Source organism: Pseudomonas sp. ASL3, from assembly GCF_056680425.1.
Genome location: NZ_CM155281.1, coordinates 5,636,180 through 5,660,907, shown reverse-complemented (window position 1 = coordinate 5,660,907; position 24,728 = coordinate 5,636,180). Strand labels below are relative to the sequence as shown.

22 protein-coding genes are annotated in these 24,728 nt (G+C 60.1%); 9 read left to right on the top strand and 13 right to left on the bottom strand.

The genetic code is table 11. From position 1 onward, the window contains the following. Positions 1–5 precede the first annotated feature (5 nt). The 3 genes from AC1MEE_RS25855 (at position 6) to lpdA (ending at position 3,120) form a co-directional block, all read left to right on the top strand. Positions 6–626, top strand: coding sequence for a lysophospholipid acyltransferase family protein (locus tag AC1MEE_RS25855; protein ID WP_480412329.1), 621 nt, complete (start codon positions 6–8; stop codon positions 624–626). A gap of 2 nt (positions 627–628) precedes the next feature. Further along, positions 629–1,558, top strand: coding sequence for a phosphatidate cytidylyltransferase (locus AC1MEE_RS25850; protein ID WP_480412328.1), 930 nt, complete (start codon positions 629–631; stop codon positions 1,556–1,558). A gap of 161 nt (positions 1,559–1,719) precedes the next feature. After that, on the top strand, positions 1,720–3,120 hold the full coding sequence (gene lpdA / locus AC1MEE_RS25845; protein WP_480412327.1) for a dihydrolipoyl dehydrogenase: 1,401 nt from the start codon (positions 1,720–1,722) through the stop codon (positions 3,118–3,120). Between the two features lie 28 nt (positions 3,121–3,148). On the opposite strand, the gene AC1MEE_RS25840 is transcribed toward lpdA, so the two are convergent. Beyond that, positions 3,149–3,622 (bottom strand): Lrp/AsnC family transcriptional regulator, encoded by a 474-nt coding sequence (locus AC1MEE_RS25840; protein ID WP_480416345.1) that lies wholly within the window; start codon positions 3,620–3,622, stop codon positions 3,149–3,151. Positions 3,623–3,766: 144 nt separating this feature from the next. Here AC1MEE_RS25840 and AC1MEE_RS25835 point away from each other — a divergent pair, with 144 nt between their 5' ends. From AC1MEE_RS25835 to AC1MEE_RS25810, 6 genes are all read left to right on the top strand, one after another. Beyond that, positions 3,767–4,396 (top strand): LysE family translocator, encoded by a 630-nt coding sequence (locus tag AC1MEE_RS25835; protein WP_480412326.1) that lies wholly within the window; start codon positions 3,767–3,769, stop codon positions 4,394–4,396. 476 nt (positions 4,397–4,872) lie between these two features. Further along, positions 4,873–6,492, top strand: coding sequence for a glucan biosynthesis protein D (locus AC1MEE_RS25830; protein ID WP_480412325.1), 1,620 nt, complete (start codon positions 4,873–4,875; stop codon positions 6,490–6,492). 411 nt (positions 6,493–6,903) lie between these two features. After that, positions 6,904–8,211, top strand: a complete 1,308-nt coding sequence (locus AC1MEE_RS25825; protein WP_480412324.1) for a hypothetical protein — start codon at positions 6,904–6,906, stop codon at positions 8,209–8,211. A 10-nt stretch (positions 8,212–8,221) separates the two neighbouring features. After that, positions 8,222–9,520: a hypothetical protein gene (locus AC1MEE_RS25820; protein ID WP_480412323.1), complete on the top strand. Its 1,299-nt coding sequence runs from the start codon at positions 8,222–8,224 to the stop codon at positions 9,518–9,520. 46 nt (positions 9,521–9,566) lie between these two features. Beyond that, the gene (locus AC1MEE_RS25815; protein ID WP_480412322.1) at positions 9,567–11,453 is read left to right on the top strand and encodes an acyltransferase family protein; all 1,887 of its coding nucleotides are present in this window, start codon (positions 9,567–9,569) and stop codon (positions 11,451–11,453) included. A 19-nt stretch (positions 11,454–11,472) separates the two neighbouring features. Then, entirely contained in the window at positions 11,473–11,949 is a 477-nt protein-coding gene (locus AC1MEE_RS25810) for an adenylyl-sulfate kinase (protein ID WP_480412321.1), read from the top strand. A gap of 97 nt (positions 11,950–12,046) precedes the next feature. Here the strand turns inward: AC1MEE_RS25810 and AC1MEE_RS25805 are convergent, their stop codons facing one another. From AC1MEE_RS25805 to AC1MEE_RS25750, 12 genes are read right to left on the bottom strand one after another with little or no spacing between them, the layout of a single operon-like run. Beyond that, positions 12,047–12,832: a cyclase family protein gene (locus AC1MEE_RS25805; protein WP_480412320.1), complete on the bottom strand. Its 786-nt coding sequence runs from the start codon at positions 12,830–12,832 to the stop codon at positions 12,047–12,049. After that, the gene (locus tag AC1MEE_RS25800) at positions 12,819–13,829 is read right to left on the bottom strand and encodes an NAD-dependent epimerase/dehydratase family protein (RefSeq protein ID WP_480412319.1); all 1,011 of its coding nucleotides are present in this window, start codon (positions 13,827–13,829) and stop codon (positions 12,819–12,821) included. The genes AC1MEE_RS25805 and AC1MEE_RS25800 overlap by 14 nt, the downstream gene beginning before the upstream one ends. An 11-nt stretch (positions 13,830–13,840) precedes the next feature. Continuing rightward, a complete protein-coding gene (locus tag AC1MEE_RS25795) occupies positions 13,841–14,824 on the bottom strand; it encodes a fumarylacetoacetate hydrolase family protein (RefSeq protein WP_480412318.1) in 984 nt (327 codons plus the stop codon). After that, positions 14,821–15,402 (bottom strand): cupin domain-containing protein, encoded by a 582-nt coding sequence (locus AC1MEE_RS25790; RefSeq protein WP_480412317.1) that lies wholly within the window; start codon positions 15,400–15,402, stop codon positions 14,821–14,823. Before AC1MEE_RS25790 ends, AC1MEE_RS25795 begins: the two co-directional genes overlap by 4 nt. Before the next feature lie 14 nt (positions 15,403–15,416). Further along, positions 15,417–16,190, bottom strand: coding sequence for an SDR family NAD(P)-dependent oxidoreductase (locus AC1MEE_RS25785; protein ID WP_480412316.1), 774 nt, complete (start codon positions 16,188–16,190; stop codon positions 15,417–15,419). Next, positions 16,187–17,251 carry a Rieske 2Fe-2S domain-containing protein gene (locus AC1MEE_RS25780; protein ID WP_480416344.1) on the bottom strand — a complete coding sequence of 355 codons (1,065 nt, stop codon included), beginning with the start codon at positions 17,249–17,251 and terminating at the stop codon, positions 16,187–16,189. Before AC1MEE_RS25780 ends, AC1MEE_RS25785 begins: the two co-directional genes overlap by 4 nt. Before the next feature lie 31 nt (positions 17,252–17,282). Then, positions 17,283–17,873 carry a malonic semialdehyde reductase gene (locus tag AC1MEE_RS25775; RefSeq protein ID WP_480412315.1) on the bottom strand — a complete coding sequence of 197 codons (591 nt, stop codon included), beginning with the start codon at positions 17,871–17,873 and terminating at the stop codon, positions 17,283–17,285. 9 nt (positions 17,874–17,882) lie between these two features. Next, positions 17,883–18,836 carry a PDR/VanB family oxidoreductase gene (locus tag AC1MEE_RS25770; protein ID WP_480412314.1) on the bottom strand — a complete coding sequence of 318 codons (954 nt, stop codon included), beginning with the start codon at positions 18,834–18,836 and terminating at the stop codon, positions 17,883–17,885. Positions 18,837–18,840: 4 nt separating this feature from the next. After that, positions 18,841–19,881, bottom strand: coding sequence for a Rieske 2Fe-2S domain-containing protein (locus tag AC1MEE_RS25765; RefSeq protein ID WP_480412313.1), 1,041 nt, complete (start codon positions 19,879–19,881; stop codon positions 18,841–18,843). Positions 19,882–19,907: 26 nt separating this feature from the next. Next, positions 19,908–21,104 carry an MFS transporter gene (locus AC1MEE_RS25760; RefSeq protein WP_480412312.1) on the bottom strand — a complete coding sequence of 399 codons (1,197 nt, stop codon included), beginning with the start codon at positions 21,102–21,104 and terminating at the stop codon, positions 19,908–19,910. Then, positions 21,101–23,605 (bottom strand): efflux RND transporter permease subunit, encoded by a 2,505-nt coding sequence (locus tag AC1MEE_RS25755; RefSeq protein WP_480412311.1) that lies wholly within the window; start codon positions 23,603–23,605, stop codon positions 21,101–21,103. Before AC1MEE_RS25755 ends, AC1MEE_RS25760 begins: the two co-directional genes overlap by 4 nt. 4 nt (positions 23,606–23,609) lie before the next feature. Next, on the bottom strand, positions 23,610–24,728 hold the full coding sequence (locus tag AC1MEE_RS25750) for a WD40/YVTN/BNR-like repeat-containing protein (RefSeq protein ID WP_480412310.1): 1,119 nt from the start codon (positions 24,726–24,728) through the stop codon (positions 23,610–23,612).

The window sequence follows — 24,728 nt, the reverse complement described above, 5'->3', positions numbered from 1 at the left end:
TTGCCGTGTTCGAACCCGTGATCGCAACACTCATCACCGCTGGCGCGCGAACAGTGACCGGCGCCCGCAGTCTGTGGCTGGGCTGCACACCAGAACCGGTGCAGCGGATCTACTTCGCCAATCACAGCAGTCACGGCGATTTCGTCCTGCTGTGGGCCTCGCTGCCACCCGCCTTGCGCAAACGCACACGGCCCGTCGCCGGTTCTGATTACTGGCAGAAAAGCCCGGTGCGCCGTTACATCATCAACCGGGTGTTCAACGGTGTATTGATCGACCGCGAACGCAAGGAGCCAGACAGCAATCCGCTGCAACCGATGCTCGACGCGCTGGCCCAAGGCGACTCGCTGATCCTCTTTCCCGAGGGCACACGCAACCTGGAGGAGGGTCTGCTGCCGTTCAAAAGCGGGCTATACCACTTGGCCAAAAGTTATCCACAAGCGGAGCTGGTGCCAGTGTGGATCGCCAACCTCAACCGTGTGATGCCCAAGGGCCGTGTCTTGCCTCTGCCGTTGTTATGTACAACCAGTTTCGGCGCGCCGTTGCGACTCGACAGCGAAGAAAGCAAAGAGCAATTCCTTCTGCGCAGCCGCGACGCGCTGCTGGCCATGGCACCGGAGCAACATTGAAAATGGATAAACAGACAGAACTGTTGTTCGCGGGCATTGGCATCATCCTGCTATTGGCGTCAGCGATTGGTTTCATCCTCAAGCGACGCGCTGGCCAACCCAATCCGGTGATCGATAACCTCAACGCGCGGATCAACGCGTGGTGGGTCATGGTGGTGGTGATCGGCATAGCCTTTTGGCTCGGCTACAGCGCGGTGATCCTGCTGTTTTATGCGGTGTCGTTCTACGCCCTGCGCGAGTTCTTGACCCTGACCCCGACCCGTCGCAGTGACTATCCAGCGTTGGTCGCGGCGTTTTACCTGGCCTTGCCGCTGCAATACATCTTGATCGCCATGAATTGGTACGGGCTGTTCTCGATTTTTATTCCGGTGTACGTGTTCCTGCTGTTGCCGATCCTGGCGTCGCTGGGCGGCGACAGCACACACTTTCTGGAACGGGCGTCGAAGGTGCAGTGGGGGTTGATGATCGCGGTGTTCTGCGTGTCCTTCGTGCCCGCCTTGCTGACCCTGGATATCCCCGGATACGAAGGCCGCAACCTGTTGCTGATCGCCTGGCTAGTGATGGTGGTCCAGCTCTCGGACGTGTTGCAGTACGTGTGCGGCAAGCTATTCGGCAAACACAAGATCGCGCCGAATCTGTCGCCGTCGAAAACCGTTGAAGGCTTCGTCGGCGGTATCGCTCTGGCCTCGCTGATCGGCGGCGCGCTGTGGTGGATCACCCCGTTCAATCCGTGGCAATCGATCCTGATCGCCCTGCTGATCAACCTGCTCGGTTTTGCCGGCGGAATCGTAATGTCAGCGATCAAGCGCGACCGTGGGGTCAAGGATTGGGGCCATATGATCGAAGGTCACGGCGGCATGCTCGATCGCCTGGATTCGGTGTGTTTCGCGGCGCCGATCTTCTTTCATCTGGTGCGTTACTGGTGGACTTGATGCTCGTGGCGGCGTGACAGGACTGACGCTGGCAGCTTGACCACGACTCGCCGAGATACTTATATTATGCTCGTAATTTAATTATGGGCAGCTTCCAGAAATTTTTCCGCTGGCCGTCTACGCTTCCCTCCATTGTCGATCCTTTATCCAGGAGTACCCAAATGAGTAGCTATGACGTTGTCATCATTGGCGGCGGCCCTGGCGGTTACAACGCTGCCATTCGCGCCGGTCAGCTGGGGTTGAAAGTGGCCTGCGTGGAGGGCCGCACAACCCTGGGCGGCACCTGTCTGAATGTTGGCTGCATGCCGTCCAAGGCACTGCTGCACGCTTCGGAGCTGTATGAAGCGGCGGTCGGGCCCGAGTTCGCGAATCTGGGGATCGAGGTCAAACCCACGCTCAATCTCGCGCAGATGATGAAACAGAAAGACGAAAGTGTGATGGCCCTGACCAAAGGTATCGAGTTCCTGTTTCGCAAAAACAAGGCGGACTGGATCAAGGGCTGGGGACGCATTGCCGGTCCCGGAAAAGTCATCGTCACCGACAGCCAGGGAGCTGAAACCGAATTAAAAGCCAAGGATATCGTCATCGCTACCGGCTCCGAGCCCATGCCACTGCCGGGGGTAGAGATCGATAACAAACGGATTCTCGACTCCACCGGCGCGCTGGCGTTGGCCGAGGTGCCCAAGCATCTGGTGGTCATCGGCGCCGGGGTGATTGGTCTGGAACTGGGCTCCGTCTGGCGTCGACTGGGTAGCCAGGTGACCGTGGTCGAATACCTTGATCGGATCTGCCCTGGCACAGACCTGGAGGCTGCGAAAACCCTGCAACGCTCACTGGCCAAGCAAGGTATCACGTTCAAACTCGGCTCCAAAGTCGTGCTCGCAACGTCTTCGACAACGGGCGTAAAGCTCAGCGTCGAACCTGCGGCAGGCGGCGAAACCGAGCTGATCGAAGCGGATTATGTGCTGCTCAGCATCGGCCGCCGCCCGTACACCAAAGGCCTGGGGCTGGAAAACGTCGGCATCGAAACCGACAAACGCGGCATGCTGGAAAACAAAGGCCATCGCACCCAAGTGCCAGGTATCTGGGTGATCGGCGACGTCACGTCCGGGCCGATGTTGGCGCACAAGGCCGAAGACGAAGCCATTGCCTGTATCGAGCAGATTGTCGGCAAGGCGGGCGAGGTCAATTACAACCTGATCCCCAGCGTTATCTATACCCGGCCGGAGCTGGCCAGCGTCGGCAAGACCGAAGAGCAACTCAAGAGCGAAGGCCGCGCCTACAAGGTCGGTAAATTCCCGTTCAGCGCCAACAGCCGGGCCAAGATCAACCACGAAACCGAAGGCTTCGTTAAGATGCTGGCCGACGAGCGCACGGACGAAGTGCTCGGCGTCCATCTAGTGGGACCGAGCGTCAGCGAAATGATCGGCGAATACTGCGTCGCCATGGAGTTTTCTGCTTCGGCGGAAGACATTGCCCTGACCTGTCACCCTCATCCAACCCGCTCAGAAGCCCTGCGCCAGGCAGCGATGGATGTGGAGGGTTGGGCAATGCAGGCCTGATCTGCACAGGCGGTTGCACCGCAGCCATTTAATCGGGCAAATGATTGAGTGGCAGCGGGCTCTGCGCCTTGACCGTCTGGATCGCGAAGTTACTGCGGATATCACTCACCCCAGGCAGCTTGAGCAACGTGCCGGTGAGGAAACGCTCATAGCCGCGTAAATCCGGCACCACCACATGCAGCAGAAAGTCCGATTCGCCTGACACAAGAAAGGCCGAAATCACCTCCGGCAACGCCGACACGGCCTGGCGAAAGGTCTCTGCTTCTTTTTCATGATGACGCTCGACCTTGATTCCCACGAAGACCGTCAGCCCCAGCCCCACTTCATCTGGATCAAGGCTGGCCTGATAACCACGAATAACTCCGGCTTGTTCCAGATTGCGTACCCGTCGCAGGCACGGCGAAGCAGACAGACCGATCTCGTCAGCCAGTTGCACATTGGTCAGGCGTCCATCTCGCTGCAAGGCAACCAGAATACGGCGGTCATAAGCATCCAGTTTTATTTTTGGCATAACAGGCCCGTTTGGTCTTTGTGGTTGGCAGATCATGCCACTTCCAGGCACTTTAAGGGTCAAAGACGCAAGCACCCGCCCTGCCCTTCGGGCATAGACTTTTCTTCCCCAATCACTCGAATCGAGTACCGAACAATGGAAGATAAAGGGCTGTTTCTGCTCGCCTTGGCCATGATCTTTTTGCTGCCGGGCCCTGACATGATCCTTCTGCTGCAAACCGGTGCACGTCGGGGCCGAGCGTTGGCGCTGGCGACTGCACTGGGTCTGGCAGCAGCCCGCGCCTGTCATGTAGCACTGGCGGCGATGGGGCTCGCGACCTTGTTCAAAGTGGCGCCCTGGACCTTCGATGTGGTGCGTCTGGCAGGCGCGGCGTACCTGCTCTGGCTCGGTGTGCGCATGCTGCAACCTGGTTCCCTCCCGTCTTTAAGCGCCACCGGCAGCGAACCACAGGCTCCATCCTGGTGGGCAGCCATTCAACGCGGGCTGCTGACCAACCTGCTTAACCCCAAGGCGTTGCTCTTCTGTTCGGTGCTGCTGCCGCAATTCATCGAGCCGCAGGCTGGGCCCGTGGCGACGCAGTTTGCCCTGCTCGGTATCATGCTGGTCGTCGTGGGGTTGTTGTTCGACAGTTGCTACGCCCTGGCGGGTGCCTGGATCGGCAGGTGGCTGGAACGCAGCCCCTCTGCGCAACGGGTGCAACAGTGGTTGTTTGGCAGTTTGCTGATTGGTTTTGCTGTGCGTTTGGCGTTTGTGCAGCAGGCGTGACGGTCTCTTCATCGCGAATGAATTCAGTCTGAGGGGCACCGCAAACATGTAGGAGCTGACTTGTCTGCGATCCAGTGCGAAGCGTTGGCAAAAATGGTGGATTCACCACCGAATGAAGGTCCTTCGGCCCTTATCGCAGACAAGTCAGCTCCTACGCCCTCCGGGCAGAATCGAGACCCAGTTTGCTGCGCGTCATCGCGGCGTCGAAGACGGGGCGGGATCTCCTACATACCTGTGGGAACTCATTCGCGATGAAGGTGGCCTGGCCGGTACCCCCCATCCAATCATTTGCCGATTACGCGGCGTCAAAACAAGACATTCTCAGATAATATTGATTTTTTTACCCCTTTTCGCGAACCGGTAACCGACTTTGTTATCTAGTTGTGGGTAGTTACATGCGAACGAGAGCTTGATCGGGCGCATTTCCCACGCTTTTGTGCAGGGCGGCACAGCATTACCTGAGAGGCTTCACCTTTATGAATCGCAGGAACCTTCTGAAAGCATCGCTGGCCCTGGCGGCCTACACGGGCTTGCCCGCTACGGGGCTATTCGCTGCCCGGGCCCTCGCTGCCACGGCTGATGGCGAGATCGAGCATTTCGATTTCGTGGCCCTGCAAGCCCATGCCAAACAACTGGCCAGCAACCCCTTCGTCGATACCAGCCAACAATTGCCGCCGATTCTGGCAAAAATGACGCCGCAACAATTCAATGCCATCCAGTACGATCCCGAGCACTCACTGTGGAATGACATCAAGGGTCAGTTGGACGTGCAGTTTTTCCATGTCGGCATGGGCTTCAAACAACCCGTGCGCATGTACAGCGTCGACTCGCAGACCAAGGAGGCGCGCGAGGTGCACTTCCGGCCGCAGCTGTTCAATTACGACAGTAGTGGCGTGGATAAAACCCAGCTCAAGGGCGATCTGGGCTTTGCCGGATTCAAGCTGTTCAAGGCACCGGAAATCGCCACTCACGACATTCTGTCCTTCCTCGGCGCCAGCTACTTCCGCGCCGTGGACACCACCGGGCAATACGGCCTTTCCGCGCGCGGCCTGGCCATCGATACCTATGCCAAGCGCAAGGAAGAGTTTCCAAACTTCACTAAATTCTGGTTCGAGACGCCGACCAAGGACAACACTCGCTTCGTCGTCTACGCCTTGCTGGACTCCCCCAGCGCGACCGGCGCCTACCGCTTCGACATCGACTGCCAGGCCGATCAAGTGGTCATGGCCATCGATGCGCACATCAATGCGCGGCAAGATATCGAACAACTGGGCATTGCGGCCATGACCAGCATGTTCAGCTGCGGCACCGACGAACGGCGGATGTGCGACACCATCCACCCCGAAATCCATGACTCCGACCGCCTGGCCATGTGGCGCGGTAATGGCGAATGGATCTGCCGCCCGCTGAACAACCCGGCCACCCTGCAATTCAACGCCTTCGCTGACAAAGACCCCAAGGGCTTTGGCCTCGTGCAGACCGATCACGACTTCGCCAGCTATCAGGATACGGTCGACTGGTACAACCGCCGTCCAAGCCTGTGGGTCGAACCGACTACCGCCTGGGGCGAGGGCTCCATCGATCTGCTGGAAATCCCGACCACTGGCGAAACGCTGGACAACATCGTGGCCTTCTGGACACCCAAGGCGCCCGTCACAGCCGGGACGTCGCTGAACTTCGGCTACAAACTCTACTGGAGCGCCTTGCCGCCGGTCGGTACCCCACTGGCCCGCGTGCATGCCACCCGTTCAGGTATGGGCGGTTTCATCGAAGGCTGGGCGCCGGGCGAGCATTACCCGGAGGTCTGGGCCCGACGCTTTGCCGTCGACTTCACCGGTGGCGGTCTGGATCGATTGCCCGAAGGCACTGCCATCGAGCCGGTGGTCACGGTGTCGAGCGGCGAGGTGAAGGATTTCAACGTCCTGGTGATCCCGGACATCAAAGGCTATCGCGTGACGTTCGACTGGTATCCGAACAGCGACTCGGTCGAGCCGGTCGGACTGCGCCTGTTCATTCGCACCCATGACCGAACGTTGAGTGAAACCTGGCTTTATCAGTATTTCCCTCCTGCGGCCGACAAACGCCGCTATAACTAGAGCATTGAGCAGGGCTGACGTGGTGTGAAACGTCAGCCCTTTTTACAGACCTATAAGATTAACGAGTCATAGTAACGACTCATTCAGCGTCCTTTCGTGCACTAAAAAACCGCGTCAATTTTTTATCACTTATAGATATCAATGAGTTAGATAAACATAAGTGGATTGCCGCTAACAAATTGACGAATTCGTTTGACAGTATTCCCAAGGGGCGCTGATATACCGCTCATGGCTCGACAATAACGCCCGCTCCCCTGGCTTGAACCCCCCTCAGTGGTTGTTCGACGGGCGGTAGCTATGCCTGCTGAACCCTCTCCACCTGATATTCCACCTTCGCGAATTCATCGCGAAGAGGTCAGCCCGATCCACCACGCTCCATTTTTCTTCTCGCTCTTCAGAGGGCAGCCCAACATGTTGTCGAATTCCGCGCCCATCCCCACTGAAAAACCGTCGATCATGTCCTTCGACAAATCAACGGCGATTGCCCTGGTGGCAATCAGCCTGATAGTGACCGAAACCTTTTCCGGGGCCCTTCGGTACTATTTCGATCAAATCGGTATTTCCCCGCTGCTGTATGTGCCAAAGACGGCGTGCCTGGTGCTGTTCGCGCTGGAGCTTCTGACGCTCAAGGCCGGTCGTTTGCTGTGGGTGGGCATGTTGTTGCTGCTGATATCAGGCTCGCTGGCGATGTTGCACGGCGCCAGCTTCGGTAACGTCGCCTTCAGCTTGTTCGTTTTCAGTCCGCTGCTATTCGGCATGGCGTGCAGTGACCACCTGCTCTATCGCAAGCGCCTGCTCTGCTGGGTGATCGGCCTGTGTCTGGCCGCCTCGCTGGTCGGCCTGCTGCTGGACAAATACACCGCCGTCCCCTGGAAGGGCTACAGCTACACCGTCGGCAATACCGAACTGATGGGTAACACCGCCTGGGCCGAGGATGAAAATGACCGGATAGCCGGTTTCACCCGGGTCTCCAACGCGCTGTCGATCCTGATTGCGATCTTCAGCCTGTACCTGGCCATGTTCACCCGGTCACGTATTCTGTTTTGCATCATCTGCGCGGTCGGCTTCTACAGCATCGTACTGACCACCAGTAAAGCGCCAGCTGCCGCCTTCGCGTTCACCCTGCTATTGCTGACCCTCACCCGTCTGCGCTGGACCAGCACCACGGTTTTCGTCGGCGTGGTGGTGATCGGGTTGGGCTTGCCGATCATCAGTCTGATCATCAATTTCGACTCCAATGGGGCGACCACCGGCGACAACTTGTCCTCGTTCTACGATCGGCTGGTCAATACCTGGCCCCACCTCGTCGATTACATGTACCGCCAAAGCTACAGCCTGACAGGCGCGGGTTTCGGCATGTTCGGCAGCAGCCAGGTGCTGTTTCCGGTGCCCGGCGCGCAACTACTCGTCGGCTCGGACAGCAGCGCCATGTACCTGTGGTCGACCTTCGGCGTGGTCGGCATAGTGCTGTATGTGCTGCAAATACCGCTTTTTTTCCTGCTACGCGACCGGACTTCACGGATGGACCTCGCGCTGCTCGCCATCAGTTTGTGCATCTGCCTCATCAGCTGGACCACCGACATGTTTGAAGTGGCCCTCTCAAATCTGTTCATGGGGCTGTCCATCGGCCAAGCGCTGTGCAACTCGATCAATACCAGCACCGCGACGACTCAAACGCAGGATTTGGGTGAACTCTCCGGGCTTTCTGAACTGCGATGAGTGAGTTGATATGCCACTGAACACCCGCTTTTGTGCCCGCGTACTGTTCCTCGCCCTGACCTTCTGCAACGCCGCCCACGCCAATGAACCCTTCATCGTCGGGGTCGGCACGCACCTGATGAACTTCGAAGCATCGCCTGTGCGTGGCCTGCAGATGGTGTCCGATGCTGGTATCGACGCGGTCAAGGAAGATGCATTCTGGTCCACCGCAGAGCCCGCACTCAATCAGCTGCGCATCGTGCCGCAGTGGCGCACTTACCTGAACACCGCCAAGGGCAAGAACCTCACGACACTGGCGATTCTCGACTACAGCACCAACTTCCACGACAACCTCAAACCACGTACGCCGGAGATCCGCAACGCTTACCTCAAGTACGTCGACTACGTCACCCGACAGTTAGTGGGCAAGGTCGATTACTGGGAGATCTGGAACGAGTGGGACCTGGAAGGCCCCAAAGACGCCAAGCTCTCAGCGGCCTACGCCACGCTGATCAAGGACACCGTGCCGCTGATCCGCCGGAACGATCCGCAGGCAAAAATCCTCGCGGGCTCGGTCACACCCGAAGGCATGGACAACGGCTTTGCCGATCGCCTGATCGACGCCGGCGTCCTCGATCAGATTGACGGCCTGTCGATCCACCCCTACGTGCATTGTGCGGGCATGGGCCGCAACACCCCGGAAGGCTGGGTCAAATGGGTGCGTGACTACATCCGACACGTCAACAACAAGGCCGGTAAGGACGTTCCGATTTACCTGACTGAAATCAGTTGGCCGAGCCATACCGGCAACTGCCCCTACACCCCGGAAACCGTTGCGTCCTACCTGGCCCGTACCTATTTCCTGGCGCGCACCATTCCAACCATCAAGGGCATGTGGTGGTACGACCTGATCAACGATGGCGAAAACAAAACCGAGCAAGAGCACAACTTCGGCCTGCTCGAACACAATATGACCCCCAAACCGGCGTATGGCGTGATCAAGGCCATCAGCCGGTACGTGCGTGAATTCACCTACGACCCAGGTCAGAGCACCATGATGAATGACGTGTACCTGCTGTACTTCAACAAAGGCGCGGAACGCATCGTGGTGGGCTGGGTCGCTGGTCGTGACCAGGACAAGCAGATCGTCAGTCAGACGCCCCTCACCGGCAACCTGCAATTGATCGACACCGCCCGACCTGGCAAAGGACGGATCACCAGTGATGTGCCGTGGACCTGCAACGGTGACCAATGCTCGGCGCCGGTCACGCTGACAGGCTTCCCCAAGATCATCAGCGTGAGTGCCAACACGGTCATAGTCAAACGCTGAGCTGTCCCCTGCCGAGCCCCTTGCTCGCACCCGGAATAGAATCGCCATGGACTTTCGAAAAGACATCAACGGATTACGGGCCATCGCAGTCATTGCGGTGATGCTGTTCCACTTCAATCCAGCCTGGCTGCCTGGCGGGTACGCGGGCGTCGATATATTTTTCGTGATCTCCGGTTACCTGATCACCGGCATCATCTTTCGTGGCCTGCAGAAAAACAGCTTCAGCCTGGTCGCGTTCTACAAGTCCCGGGCACGCCGAATCATTCCCGCGCTGGCCGCCATGTGTTTCCTGTTGCTGTTGTTCGGCTGGTTCTATTTGCTGCCGCTGGAATACAGCAAACTGGGCAAACACATCGCCAGCAGCCTCGGCTTCTTCTCCAACTTCGTGTACTGGTCCGAAGCCGGTTACTTCACGGCGGGCGCCCACGAAAAATGGCTGCTGCACACTTGGTCGCTCTCGGTGGAATGGCAGTTCTACATGATTTACCCCATCGTCCTGCTCGTGTTGAGCAAGCTGATTGCCTTGCCCGTACTGCGTTGGATGGTGCTGGCCGGCTGCGTGTTGGGCTTCGTATTCTGCGTTTACGCGTCCTTCCATTTTCCAGAGCCGGCGTTCTACTTGCTGCCGGCGCGTGCCTGGGAGTTGCTGGTGGGCGGCATCGCCTATCTGTTCCCGATCAAACTCCAGGGCCTGAAACAGCGCGTACTGGAAAGCCTTGGCCTCTTCATGATGGTGCTGAGCTTCATCGTGCTCTCGGAGAAAGACGTCTGGCCCGGTTACCTGTCGCTGCTGCCAGTGATCGGCACGATGCTGGTGATCGTTTCCTCGCGCGAGGACTCGGTGCTGACCAACAACCCGTTCTCGCAATGGACCGGCAAACTCTCGTACTCGCTGTATTTGTGGCACTGGCCGGTGGTGGTGTTCATGAGCTACGCCGGCTACCTCAGCGGCAACCGCAACGCGATGCTCGGGATGGCGGTCTCGTTCGCTCTGGCGCTGGTGTCCTACTCGCTGATCGAAAAAAGCCCCGAGCAAAAAACCCAACGCCGCTGGAAATTCGCCACGGTCAGCGGGCTCATCTTCCTGGTGTTCACCGGCGCCGCAGCCGTCAACGCCACCGAAGGCGCGGTCTCGCCCTTGCGCACCATCAGCATCTCGGACAAGGCGCGCTTCGTTAAGGACTACGCCGACCGGCAGAAACACCTGTACGAAACCTACTGGCTCAAGTGCGACGCGTTTTCCGCGTTCACTCAGCGCGGCCAATCCGCGATCGACCCTTCGTGCACCCGCAAGCACGGCGAAGGTGGCGTGTTCCTGTGGGGCGACTCTCACGCGCAAGCCCTGTCCCTGGGATTGAGAACGCTGCTGCCGAAAGAAACCCCCTTCTACCAGGTCGCCTCCGCCGGCTGCAAACCCAGCCTGACCGACGATCCGGGCTTCAGGACTCCGCCGCGCGTGGCCTGCAACTACTCCAATAAAACCGCGCTGGAGGGTATTCAGTCCGTGCGGCCCGACGTGGTGGTGATCGCGCAAAAAGATGAGCACGACAAAACCCACTGGGACGAAATCGCTGCCCGACTCAAAAGCTACGGCGTCAAACACGTGGTGCTGATGGGTCCGCTGCCGCAGTGGAACCCTTCGCTGCCCAGCGTCATCGCCAACCGACACTGGGGCGCCACCGACTCGCACATCACCGACGCCGCCCTCGACCAACGCGTCATGACCTCCGACCGCGTGACCCAAAGCTCCATCGACCACAACGCCGTCGACTTCGTCTCGTTGATCGACAAACTGTGCGTGGCCGACTCGTGCCTCGTTCGGCTGCAAGGCGACAACTCACTGCTGCAAATCGACTCCGGACACTTGAGTGAAAAAGGCTCGATCTACATCGTGAAAAACTACGTGATGCCGGAGCTTGAAAAGCTGAATTGAAACCAACCCGACCACACCCGTGCCCGCCAGATCGAATGATCTGCGCGGGCATTTTTTTGCCTGTCGTTTGGCAATACGAAGAACATGTGCCGACGCCTTCGCGAATGACTTCGCACGGGGATTCAGGGTGAACCAAACACCGTGTTTGCTGTGCGACAGAGCGGCGTCGAAAACGGGGCGGCATCTCCTACAGGGGATTTGCATCAGGCGTCCAACTCAACCATCCGGCATATTCTGCGACCGAAACCGTGCCAATCTCTTCAAGCTCGCCCGCGTGGATTTCCGGCACTCACGGCACCAGCTTCCGCCTCGTACGGTCGCCATTTACAAAAAAGCGTATGCCGGCGAATTGCTCCAATTCACAGGCGTCAGCGCGCCATACGAATTGCCGGAGCAACCAAAGCTCGTCCTCGATACGGGCAATGAGTCGATGGCAGAGAGTCTGGAGAAGTTGGTGACGTACGTGGTGGGGGTTATCCCGCTTTCCAGGCAGTGACGGTGCTCAGCGACGTCGCCCTGAAAAGTAAAACCCCCTGTTGCAGGGGGTTTTGAGTAGTCCGAACCACAGATATTGGAAGATGGAGCAGTTCAAATCACTCTTCGAAAATCGCTACGGCACGTACGAAACCGGCCGACGCATGCTTAATCTTGTAGGGAAAACACGAAACCAGGAAGCCGCTAGCCGGCAGGCTTTCCAGGTTAGCGAGCTTCTCCATCTGGCCATAACCGATGTCCCGACCAGCCTTATGACCCTCCCAGATGATTGACGCATCACCTGTTTCAGCAAAGCGCTCGCGGGTGTACTTGAACGGTGCATCCCAGCTCCAGGCGTCAGTGCCAACCACGCGCACACCGCGCTCCAGCAGATACAAGGTAGCCTCACGTCCCATACCAATCCCCGCATCCAGATAGCCGGGTTGACCAAACAGCGCACCGGCGCGGGTGTTCACCAGCACGATATCCAGCGGTTTTAACTCATATCCAATGCGCGCCAGTTCGGCCTCTACTTGCGCAGCAGTGACCACATGTCCGTCGGGCAAATGGCGGAAGTCCAGTTTCACCCCAGGTTGCAGGCACCAGTCCAGCGGCAACTCGTCGATACCATACGCGGGTTTGCCGCCATCAGTCGTCGAGGCGTAGTGCCAAGGCGCGTCCATGTGGGTACCGCTGTGGGTGGTCATCTGTAGACGTTCGGCGGCCCATGATTCGTCGTCCGGAAGCTGAGATTTTTCAAGACCGGGAAACATCACGGCCATCTCTGGCCACCCTTCCTGGTGGTTGCTGTACTCGATTTTCGGCAACAGCGGCGGCGGATCGGTGTACGGGTTGTTTTCCAAGGTTACGGACAAGTCCACCAGACGACGTTTAGTCAGATTCATGAGCGAGCACTCCAGTCAGGTTTTCACCCCTGCGGGCACGGCGCGTGCGGGGTAAGGGGTTTAGGGCGTTGCGTACCAGCGTTGCCGCCGAACCGTCGTGACGAAAACCGAGGGTGCGGGCTTGCGGGGTTTTCATTGCGGGGAAGCAGCCGAACAGCGCCTCCAGCCTGGCGTCCGGCGCGAAGCTGATCCGCTCGCGCCCTGCTTCGCCATAGACCTTGGCCAAGGCGTCGATCACCTGGGCAATGGACAGACGCAGCAAAGGCAATTGCCAGACCCGCTGCGTACCAAGCGTGGAGCTGTCCAGTTCGGCGGTCTGCAGCAGGTTGTCGACACAGCAGCGCACCGACATCCACCAGGCGCAAGCCTGAGGCGAGACCGGGCAGCAATAGGCCTCGCCAGCAGCATAAGCGTGCAACAGATCGCTCATGAATGCCGAGCGCAAGCCATTGGACTCGCGCGGGCGGGCAACGATGCCGGGTAGGCGCACGGCGCGACCATCGACCTCGCCGCGTCGGGCCAGATCGCTGAGGGCAATTTCCACCATCAACTTGTGCGAACCATAGGACAGTTCGGGGCGCGCCACCGCCGCCTCTTCCATCCGGCCTGGGAGATCTGCGCCGTAAACCGCCACACTACTGGCGTACACCAGCACCGGCGCACCGGGCAGTTCACGCAGTTGATCGAGCAACTCCAGACTGGCCAACAGATTAACCTCATACCCCAAGGCGTAGCGCTCTTCGGCAGCACCGCCAGGTATGCTCACCAGATGAAACACCACATCAACCCCATCGGCCAGCACTCGACGCAGCAACGCCACGTCGGTGACGCTGCCGCGCTGGTATCGCAGTCGACTGTCTTCGGGAAAACCTCGCAGGTCCTTATCCAGGAGGATCAGCGCACTGATCAGTTGGCCGCGCAACGTGCCCGTCTCCAGCAAACGCTGGACCAAGGCACGTCCAACGAAACCATTGGCACCCGTTACCATCACACGCATGGAATTGCTCCTCAATGGGTGGCCAACACAACGCGCTGGTCGATGCCACCGAACAGCGACTGCCCGTCACTGTCCAGCACCTCCATGCATACGCGGTCTCCGAACTGCATGAAGCCGGTGCGCGGTGCGCCGTGTTCGATCATTTCGATGGCCCGACGCTCGGCGATACAGGCCGAGCCCACGCTGCGGTCGGCATTTGACACCGTGCCCGAGCCGATTACGGTGCCGGCGCTCAGGCGGCGGGTCAGCGCTGCATGCGCAATCAGTTGGTGAAAGCCGAAGTGCATCGCCCCACCATGAGGGTGGCCGAACCACTCGCCGTTCCATTTCACCTGCAGCGGCAGGTGCACCCGACCCTCGTACCACGCTTCGCCCAGTTCGTCAGGGGTCACCGCCACAGCGGCAAAGCTGGACGAAGGCTTGGCCTGCAGGAAGCCGAAGCCAGTCTTCATTTCCCGTGGTGCCAGCGCCCGCAGGCTGACGTCGTTGAGTTGCAGGATGAGTTTGATATGGCCGATGGCGGATTCGGCCGAACAGCCCATCGGCACTTCGTTGACCAGTACCGCGAACTCGCCCTCGAAGTCGATACCGTAGCGCTCGGCGGGCAAGGGGATGTCGTCCCGCGAGCCGAGAAAGTCATCGCCGGCACCCTGGTACATCAAGGGAACGCTGTCGACGCCTTCAATGGGATCGAGGTTGAAGGCCTTCTGCATCAACTCGCCGTGACTGAGGAATGCCGAGCCGTCCAGCCACTGATAAGCACGGGGCAAGGGTGCCGCTACGCGGGTCGGATCGAACGCGAAAGCGCCCGTTGCGCGGCCTTCGTTCAGCGCCTGGTAAAGCCCCTGCAAGCGAGGTTCGATCTGCTCCCAGCGCTCGATGGCCAGTTGCAACGTGGCAGCAATATGGCCAATGTCCAACGCCAGACTCAGGTTGCGCGAGACCAGCAGCAGGCGGCCGTCACGGCTACCGTTTTTCAACGTCGCCAACTTCATGGGTGAACTCCTTGCAGCGCTTGCAGGTCATCGGCGTAACGACCATCGAGCAGGATGAAGACCATCCGTGCCATCTGTTCAGTACGGTTACTCCAGGCGTGATTGGTGCCGCGTTGCACCACCACGTCACCACGCTTGAGGTGAACTTCCTCCTGGTCCAGCACCAGCCACACTTCGCCTTCGGTGACGATGCCGTAGTCAAGGGTTTCGGTGCGGTGCATCAGCTTGTGCCGGGAGTCGGCGCGAGCAGTACCGGCATGCGATTCGCCGATTTCGGCGAAAGCTGCTGCCGCATCCTCGGCGCTGACCTGGTTTTGCACACTGTCCGGCGGGATATCCACCACCCGGATCACGCTGCCGCCTGCCGAAGGGCTCAATTGCAGAGGCTTGCTGGTCGGGTCATCGGCATTGTCCAGCAGCGCCGGGCTGGCGATGCTGTTCCAGACTTCGTAGAACACCGTGCCAGGCACGGCCTTGAGTGGGAAGTTGTTGGGGGTAGGAGCGCAGGAGGCTACGCAGGCTTGACCTTGATCGTCGTGCCCGGTGACCACGCGTTTGAAACCTGGAAGTGACTGCATGTTCGACTCCTTGATCAATTGCCGTCGCCGATGGTGGTGCCACCGTCGACGATCAGATTCTGTCCGGTGATAAAGGCCCCGCCGGGAGCGGCCAGCAGCAGCGCCAGCGCAGCGATTTCTTCCGGCGCGCCAACGCGGCGTAAAGGGGTGAGCGCCAGGCGACGTTGCATGACCTCGGGGTTATCGGTGAGCGGGCGGGCGAATTCGGTGTGGATCACACCGGGGCTGATAGCGTTGACCCGAATATTCGACGGCCCCCACTCCACCGCCAGGTTGCGCGCCAGTTGTGCCAGCGCAGCTTTGGACACGCCGTACACCCCAAGGCCTTTATTGCCGCGTACCCCGGCAATGCTGGCCATGAACACCACACTGCCGCCGCCCTGCTCGGCCATCGCAGGGAGCAAGGTGTTGGTCAGCCACACCGCGCTGTGCAAATTGACGGTCAAGGTCAACACCCACTGCGCATCGCTGGCGCTGGCCAACGGTCCCAGGTGCGGCGCCACGCCGGCATTGCACACCAGCACGTCCAGACGGCCGAAGTGCGATAACACGGCGTCGGCCAGCCCTGTGACCTCGCTTTGGCTACTCAGGTCGGCGGGCGCGGCGAAGGCCTCGTAGCCCTCCTCGTTCAATTCAGCGGCTACCTGCTGGCAGTCCTCGACACTCTCGCTGGTGATCGCCAGCCGCGCCCCGGCCCGTGCGTATTCGCGAGTGATAGCCAGACCGATGCCGCGGGTGGCGCCGGTGATCAGGGCAACTTTGCCGCTCAAGGAAAATAGATTGCTCATACGCTACCCGCCTGACGCAGACGCTCGACAATCCGTCGAGCACGGTTGGGCCCGGCATCCACGTGGATGTCCACCATCGGCCGCTCACCGAAACGCTGCTGGTTGGCGAACTGCGCTTCGATGATCAGTTTGTCTTCATCGAAGGTCAGACGGGTTTGTTCAATCACCTTGCGCGTGGTCGCTTCGGGGTCGGAGACCGGGTTGGTGGCCATGGTCCAGAAGTAGTGGCAGGTGGTGTCGGTTTCCGGGGTGATGCCATGGAAACCGCGCATGTGAAACCCACCCCGCTGTGGATCGTCAACCGGTTGGCTGCCAACATCGATGGCTCCGGTAAAGATCTTCAGGTGCGACAGGTTGAATTCGATTTCCTGCCAGCGATCGATCCGTGCCTTGAACGGATAGGCCGCGCTGTAGGTGGGTGGCGGCTCCGAGTCGAACATGTAGCGCACCACCCTGACCGAGGCCTCGTCGCCACTGACCTGCATCTGCGCGTTCATGTGGATCGAGGCATTGCCACCGATGGTGTTCAGGTGCACGTAGCCCAGATGACTGAGGTCCAGCAGGTTGTCGTGAATCAACTGCCATGGGGCGTCGTAGTGATACACATCGCCTGCGAAGCGATAGTCCCCGGAGCTGTGAATCGGATAGGCCGGCGGCTCTGACAGCGGAGCCGACAGCTCGTCGCGGCCGAACCAGATCCAGAGGATCTGGTCGCGCGCTCGCGCGATGAACGAACGCACTTTGGCTTTACCGGGAACCTTGGCCTGCCCCGGGATCTCCAGGCACTGGCCATCGCTGCCGAAAAGCAGACCGTGGTAACCGCAGCGTAAACCCTCGGCTTCCAGCGTCCCCAACGACAGCGGCAACGCCCGGTGACAGCAGCGATCCTCAAGCGCCGCCACTTCACCGCTGGCCGTGCGGAATAGCACCAATGGCTGGTTCAGCAGGGTTCGCGCCAGCGGCTTGTCACTCAATTCCCAGCCGAACCCGCCGACGTACCACTGGTCCAGCGGGAACCTGTCGGGTGGGGTGTCCGCTTTGGGTTCGTACTGGGTAATCATGGATGTATTCACAATCTGACTCCTGATCGGCTCATAGCAATTGGCAGGCAGTGGCGAAGTCCAACCGAACACCCGCCGGCCGCAGCTTGCTGAAGTCGCCGTAACCCAGGCTGCACAAGAAGTTGCTCTGCCAGCGACCCTCCGGGAAAAACTCGGCGTTCACCCACGCATTGTCGAACCCGGACATTGGCCCGCAATCCAAGCCCAGAGCACGCGCCGCCAGCATCAAGTACGCGCCTTGCAGGCTGCCGTTGCGCAAGGCAGCAACCTGCGCCGCCGGGGGGTTGTCACGGTACGGCGCAGCAGCGTCGTATGCCGGGAACAGCGTGGGAAGGTGCTCGAAAAAGTAACGGTCAAACGCGACAATCACCGTCACTGGTGCTTGCAGCATCTTCTCGCCGTTGTGGCCTTTGAGCGCTGGCAGCAGGCGCTGTTTGGCCTCGGCAGAGCGCACGAAAACAAAACGTGCCGGGCAGCAGTTGTTGCTGGTCGGTCCTTGTTTCACAAGGTCGTAGAGCTGATGCAACTGCGCATCGCTGACGTCGCGGTCGAGCCAGCCATTGTGAGAACGGGCCGAGCGGAACAGTTGATCAAGGGCTTGCGGAGAAAGGCTCTGGTTCATGGTTCTACCTCAAAGGTCCAGCACCAGCCGCGCGCTTTTTGAGCGCGAGCAGCACGGAGTAAATTGGTCATTGCGAGCGTGTTCGGCGTCGGTCATGAACATATCGCGATGGTCTGGCTCGCCTTCCAGCACGCGGGTCAGGCAGGTGCCGCAGATGCCTTGTTCGCAGGACAGCGGGATCTCGATACCTGCCTCCAGTAACGCCTCGGCCACACTGCGATCGGCCGGCACGCGGATGCACTGGCCATTGCTCGCCAGTTGCACCTCAAAACTGTCCGAGTCCTGAGTGGCAGCAGGTGCCGCCGAGAAGTATTCGCGGTGCAATTGGGCCTCGGCCCAGCCCTGCGCGCGAGCAGTGTTCAGCACAAAGTCCATGAACCCAGTCGGACCGCAGACGTACAGGTGCCGATCAATTGCAGGACCGTTCAACACCCGAGGCGCGTCGAGACGTTGCGACGCCTCGCCGCTGTCGAAATGAAACTGCACGCAGTCGGCAAAACCCGACCCGCGAATACGCTCGATAAACGCTGTGCGTTCCTCGGAGCGGCCGCAGTAATGCAACTCGAAATCTGCCCCGGCCATGGCCAGGCGCTCGGCCATGCACAGGATCGGGGTGATGCCGATACCCCCGGCAAACAGCACGCTGTAGGCAGCCGCATGCTCCAAGGGGAAAAGGTTGCGCGGCTCACCGATACGCAAGCGACTGCCTTCGTGCACCTGTTCGTGCATGGCCTGCGAACCACCGCGCGTTGCCGGATCGAGCAGCACCCCGATCAGGTAGCGATGGCGTTCCTGCGGGTGGTTACACAACGAATACTGGCGCACCAGGCCGTTGGGCAGATGCACGTCGATGTGAGAACCCGCACTGAATGGCGGCAGCGGCTGCTCATCGAACGCTGTCAGTTCGAAGCTGAAAATGCCTTCGGCTTCGCTGTGTTTACGGGTTACCAGAACGTCAATCACGACTTTACCCCTTGACCTGTTGCTCGGCGGCAATCAACCGGTCGAGCACCCGCCGGGCACGGATCGCCCCGGCATCGCCCACGAGCAGTACCGGTTTGAGCGACCAGAAATCCGCGTCGCCCATCATCTGTTGTTGCGCTTCAAGCATCGGCAGGTCCTCCTCGGTAAACGGCACGTTGATCGCCGACGCCTGCTCCTCAGCCAATTGCTCGGCGAACAGTCCCATGGCTTTCGGGAAGCACATGGCAAACCAGTAGTGGGTGGTGGTGTGGGTTTCCGGGGTAAACAGATGGGGGATCGGAAAGTCCGTCCCTTCAGCACGCGGCCGGCCGGTGGGCACCGCACCGGCGTGCAGCAACATGCTGGCGGGGGCATCCCAACGCACATCGATCCAACGATCGACCGGCGTTGCATTGGGGATGTTCATTGCGTGATAGAGGAAGTCCGGCATGATTTCGCCCACCGTCTGGCGGTTGGACCACACTTGATTGCCCTCCTCATTGACGCTGGTCAGCGCGCTTTTTACGCCTTCACCGCCCAGGGTTCCGGGGTGCAGAAATTCCACATGGCTCAAGTCCATGATGTTGTCGGTTTCCAGCACGTAGTTGGCCTTGGCGTGCAGGTAACGCTTGCCAACATAGGAGTGCTCGGGGTCCATGCAACTGAACTCAGGGATCAGCGCAGCGTCGGCCCGTTCGGCCTCGCCCATCCAGATCCAAAGCAGGCTATAGCGCTCCACCAGTGGATAGGTTTTGACCTTGGCCGCCTTGGGAATCGCGCCATCGCCATGGGGGTTGTGCACGCACTGGCCGCTGCCGGCGAACATCAGCCCGTGGTAGGCGCATTGCACCGCGTCGCCTTTGAGCACGCCCATGTGCAAGGGGGCAAACCGATGCGGGCAACGATTGCCAATCGCCTGGGCCACGCCAGCACTGTCGCGGAACAGCAGCACCGACTCATTGAGCAGGGTGCGTTGGAACAAGGCACTGGTTTCGACTTCAGTGCCCCAGGCCGCCGGGTACCAGCAGTTACGTAGAAAGCTCATCAGGATTTTCCTTTTTTTATTCGAAGTCAGACACTTGCCACACTGCCCGCCAGGGCCTTGCGCCGCCCCAGCAACAGGCACCCCAGCGCCACCAGCAACAACCCGACGCCGACCACCGCCAAGGCACTGCGCAGGGTCGCGCCATTGACCATGAGCAGCACCACCAGCAATGGACTGAGGAATTCGCCGCCAAAGAAGCAAGCCATGAAGCCGCCCGTGGCGCGCCCACGCAGTTCGAAACCCACCAGGGACAGGGTCCAGCGCAACAACGTGGGGATCATCAGGCCGCAACCGACCCCGGCCATGGCCACGGCGACACCCATCAGGGCGTGACGTTGCGCCAGGCTCATCAACAGCACCGCAAGGCCCGCAAGGGAGAACGCGCAGAGCAATAAAACGGCGGGAGAGCGTCGGGTGAACCAGCGGAAGCTCAGGGCACCAAGCAGAACGCCCAGCTGATTCAGGCCCATGGTCACGCCGATCTGCGCGGGCGAATCGACGCCGATCAGGTTCAGCAGGTACCCCGCCTGCACCGGCACCACGAACAGCGCCAGCCCGGCGCACAATACCAAGGGGTAGATCAGTGCCAGTTGCGCCCAAGGCAAATGTTGCGTCTGTGGAACTTCAGTGACGGCAGGTTGCTCACGATGAGGTTCCCAAGTCAGCCAATAGAACAGCGGCAGAAACACGATGCCTGCCGCGTAGAGCACGAATGGCGCACGCCAGCCGAACTCGCCCATGGCACCGCCCGCGACGATGAACACCGTTGCCGAGAATGAGGTGACCACTGTTTGCAGGGCCAGCAGCTTGTCCCGGCGCTCGGCGTGGAAGTAATCGCCGATGAGAGTGGTGCAGCCGATCATCACCAGCGCTTCGGCCAGGCCGATCCCCGCACGGCTGAAGAGGATCATCGGCAGCGAATCCAGCCATAACGGCATCGTGCCAAAAAAGGCATAGACCACTATCGCGCCCAGCAGCAGTCGCTTGCGACCGTAGCGGTCGATCAGCATCCCGGCAACACCGCCCAGCAGGCCGACCAGCAGCGCCGGCAGGGTCAGGGCCACCGGCACCAGTTCGGCGGCATGCGGGACGTCAGCAAAATGCGCCTGCATCGCAGGCAATACCGGGGCCAGCAATACCGCGCCGAGTACTGGCAAGCAACTGGCAATCAGTAATAGCCAGGCTTGAACCTGACCAGGCATACGTCCCGACAAGGTGCTCATCGCGCACCTTCCTTAAACGCCAGCGGCGCGCTGGTACGTGGCTCGTCGATGTTTAACCGAGCGACGCTGGCCGAGGGTTGCGGCTTCACTTGATCGAACTGACGACCTTCACGCGCCTGGTTCCGTTCGCTGCGTGGCAGCAGAAAGTACGCCAACGCCGGCAGCAGCATCAGGGCGCCGACCATGTTCCAGACGAACATGAACGCCAGCAGGATGCCCATGTCGGCCTGGAACTTGATCGGTGAAAAGACCCAGGTGCCAACACCAATGGCCAGGGTCACGCCGGTCAACATCACCACCTTGCCAGTAAACAGAAGCGCGCTGTAATACGCCTCGGACAAGGTCGCGCCTTCACGCAAACGCGCCAGCACGATGCTCATCACGTAGAGCGCGTAGTCGACGCCGATACCCACCCCGAGGGCGATCACCGGCAAGGTGGCGACTTTCACCCCAATGCCCAGCGCGACCATCAACGCCTCGCACAGGATCGAGGTCAACACCAGCGGCAACACCGCACAAAGCACCGCACGCCAGGAACGGAAGGTCACCAGGCACAGCACTATCACCGCGCCATACACCCACCAGAGCATTTCATGGCTGGCCTTCTTGACCACGATATTGGTCGCCGCCTCGATCCCGGCGTTACCGGCGGCCAGCAGGAATTGCGCTTTGTCGCTATTGTTGTCCTTGGCAAAACCTTCTACGGAGTCCACCACACGGCTCAGGGTGTCGGCCTTGTGATCGGAAAGGAAGGTGTACAACGTCAGCAGGCTGCAATCTTCGTTGTACAGACCACGTGGTGCGCCAGCGGTGATCATGTTCAGCGTCGCCTGGTTGTTCAGCAGCTCATACCATTTCGAGCTGCCTTCGCTGAGCCCCACCAGCACCCGACGATTGAGCAGTGCCAGCGAGTTGGTCGAATCGACGCCTTGCAGGCCGCGCAGTTGCCAATCCAGGTTGTCGACCCGGCGCAGGGTGTCGTAATCCGAGCACGCACCAGCCGGGGTCTTGACCATCACCGCGAAGACATCGCTGCTGGCGCCGTAGTGCCCGGCCATAAAGGCGTTGTCGCGGTTGTAGCGTGAGTCGGCACGCAGCTCGGGCGCACCCGGATCGAGGTCGCCAACCTTGAGTTGCAGGCTGACCAGATAACCGCCACCGGCCAGCATCGCCGCCACCACCACGCCCACGGTGGCCCATTTGCGCTGGGTGAATAGGTCGAGAAAGCGCCACATGGCGTGCTTGGCGCCACCGGCTTCGGCCATTTGTTCGCTCTTGAGGCTGCGCAACGCAGCGCGTTGGCTGACACCCAGATAAGACAGCAGAATCGGCAGCAGGATCAGATTGGTGAAAATCAACACCGCGACGCCGATGCTTGCGATCACCGCCAGGTCCTGAATTACCTGGATCTTGATGATCATCAACACCGCAAAACCCACCGCGTCGCACAACAGAGCGGTCAGCCCAGCGAGGAACAGGCGGCGAAAGGTATAGCGTGCGGCGATCTGCTTATGCACACCGCGACCGATGTCCTGCATGATCCCGTTCATTTTCTGTGCGCCGTGGCTCATGCCGATGGCGAACACCAGGAATGGCACCAGTACCGAATACGGGTCTAGCTGATAACCCAGAATCGGCAACAGGCCCAACTGCCAGACCACCGCCACCAGCGAGCAACTGACCACCAGCGCCGTGCTGCGCACACAACGGGTGTACCAGTAGAGCACTGCTGCGGTGATGACCAAGGCGGCGCCGAAGAACATCAGGATCTGCCTGAGGCCATCGATCAAATCGCCAACAACCTTGGCAAAACCGGTGATGTGAACGCCGACGGTGTCGCTCTGGTACTGCTGGCGCAGGCTTTCCAGTTCTTGCGACAGGCGCGTGTAGTCCAGCGGTTGGCCGTCTGGCGTGGTCGCCAGCAGTGGCACGTAAATAATGCTTGAGCGTTGGTCGAAGGCCACCAGTTGCCCGATTTCGTTGGAGCGCTCGACGTTACGCTTAAGGGCGTCCAGGCTTTGCTCGTCGCCCTTGTAACCGTCAGGAATCACCGGCCCGCCTTCCAGCCCCTCCTCGGTCACGCCGACCCAGCGCGTGGCCGGGGTCCACAATGACTTCATGTACGCGCGATCCACTCCCGGCAGCAGGTACACCTGATCATTGAGCTTCTGCAGTTGCTCCAGGTAATGCGCGTCGTAGATCGAACCGGTCTTGTTCTCTACTGCGATGCGCACGGCGTTGCCCAACCCGGACAGCTCTTTGCGATGGCTCAGGTAGTTGAGGATGTAGGGATGATCGGTTGGAATCATCTTTTCGAAACTGGCGTTGAGCTGCAACCGCGTGGCTTGCCAGCCGAATAGCAACGTCAGGCCCAGACACAGCAACAGCACGATCCGCCGATGATTGAACAGCGCGCGCTCCAATAACGATCCAGACCGATGATCGAAGTGGGCCAGATCGCGAATAACCGTCTGAGATGAATTGGAACTCGGGACTTTCATGCGCTTACTCCGCTACCGCGTTTGCTGAACTGCTGGGTGAAGAAAACAAGCTCGGAATCGACAACCGCGAGACCCCGCCGAAACCGACACCGACCAGACTGCCGTCTGCGGCACCAACGACCGCCGTCAGCGGTGCACCCGCGGGTGCGGTCAGGGGGTGCAGCAGCGTGTCGCTATCGATGTCTTGCAGCAGACCGCCAGCCTGGTTGACCCAGATGAGTCGGTTGCCAACACGCGCCACCGAGCCAAGCGAAACCGGCATCGGGTTAGCCAGTGCTTCAAACGTCGCGCCCTGATCATGGGAACGGAACAACTTGCCGCGCAGGCCACCGACTAACAGCGCGTCGTCGGCCTGCAGCGCCAAAGTGAAATAGCTGCCTTCATACGGGCTGTCGAGACGCTCGAAGTGCGCTCCGCCATCCTGCGAACGCAGCAACAAGCCCTGCTCGCCGGCCAGGTACAGCGCGTTGCTGGACTGGGCCACTGCGTACAGATGCAATCCTTGGTCGTTGGGGATGCGCCCCATCCACGACTGCCAGCTCTGGCCGCCGTCTGCGGTGTGCATCGCCAGACCGTAGGCACCCACTACAGTGCCGTGCTGGGCGTCTGAGAAGTTCAAGGCCAGAAAGGGTTTGTCCGGGCCATCGGCGACCAAACGCTGGGCGCTGTCGAGGCGATGTTGTCGCGCAGGGTCATCTGCCGACGCCTTGGCAGCAGCCTGTGCGTCGGTCAATTCCAGCGCGGCGGCGCGGCGACCGTCGAGCTGCAACGACCAGCTCTCCCCGCCATCGGTGCTGTGCAGCACCACTCCAGAGTGGCCGGTGATCCAGCCTTGTTTGGCGTCGATGAACTGCACCGCGGTCAGGGTCGAACTGACCGGTACCTGAACCTGACGCCAGCTCATGCCGTTGTCATCCGACAGCAGCACCACACCCCGCTCGCCCACCGCCACCAGGCGCATACCGGCCCGATTCACGCCCAGCAGCACTGCGTGACTGGCCTGGCTTGAGATCACGCTCGGTTGTGCCAGCACATCGGGAAAACCGGCGGCCTGTGTCGATAACTGCGCAACCAGCATCAGCAGCGCCAGTGGCAGGCTCTTATAGATAAAACGACGGGCCAT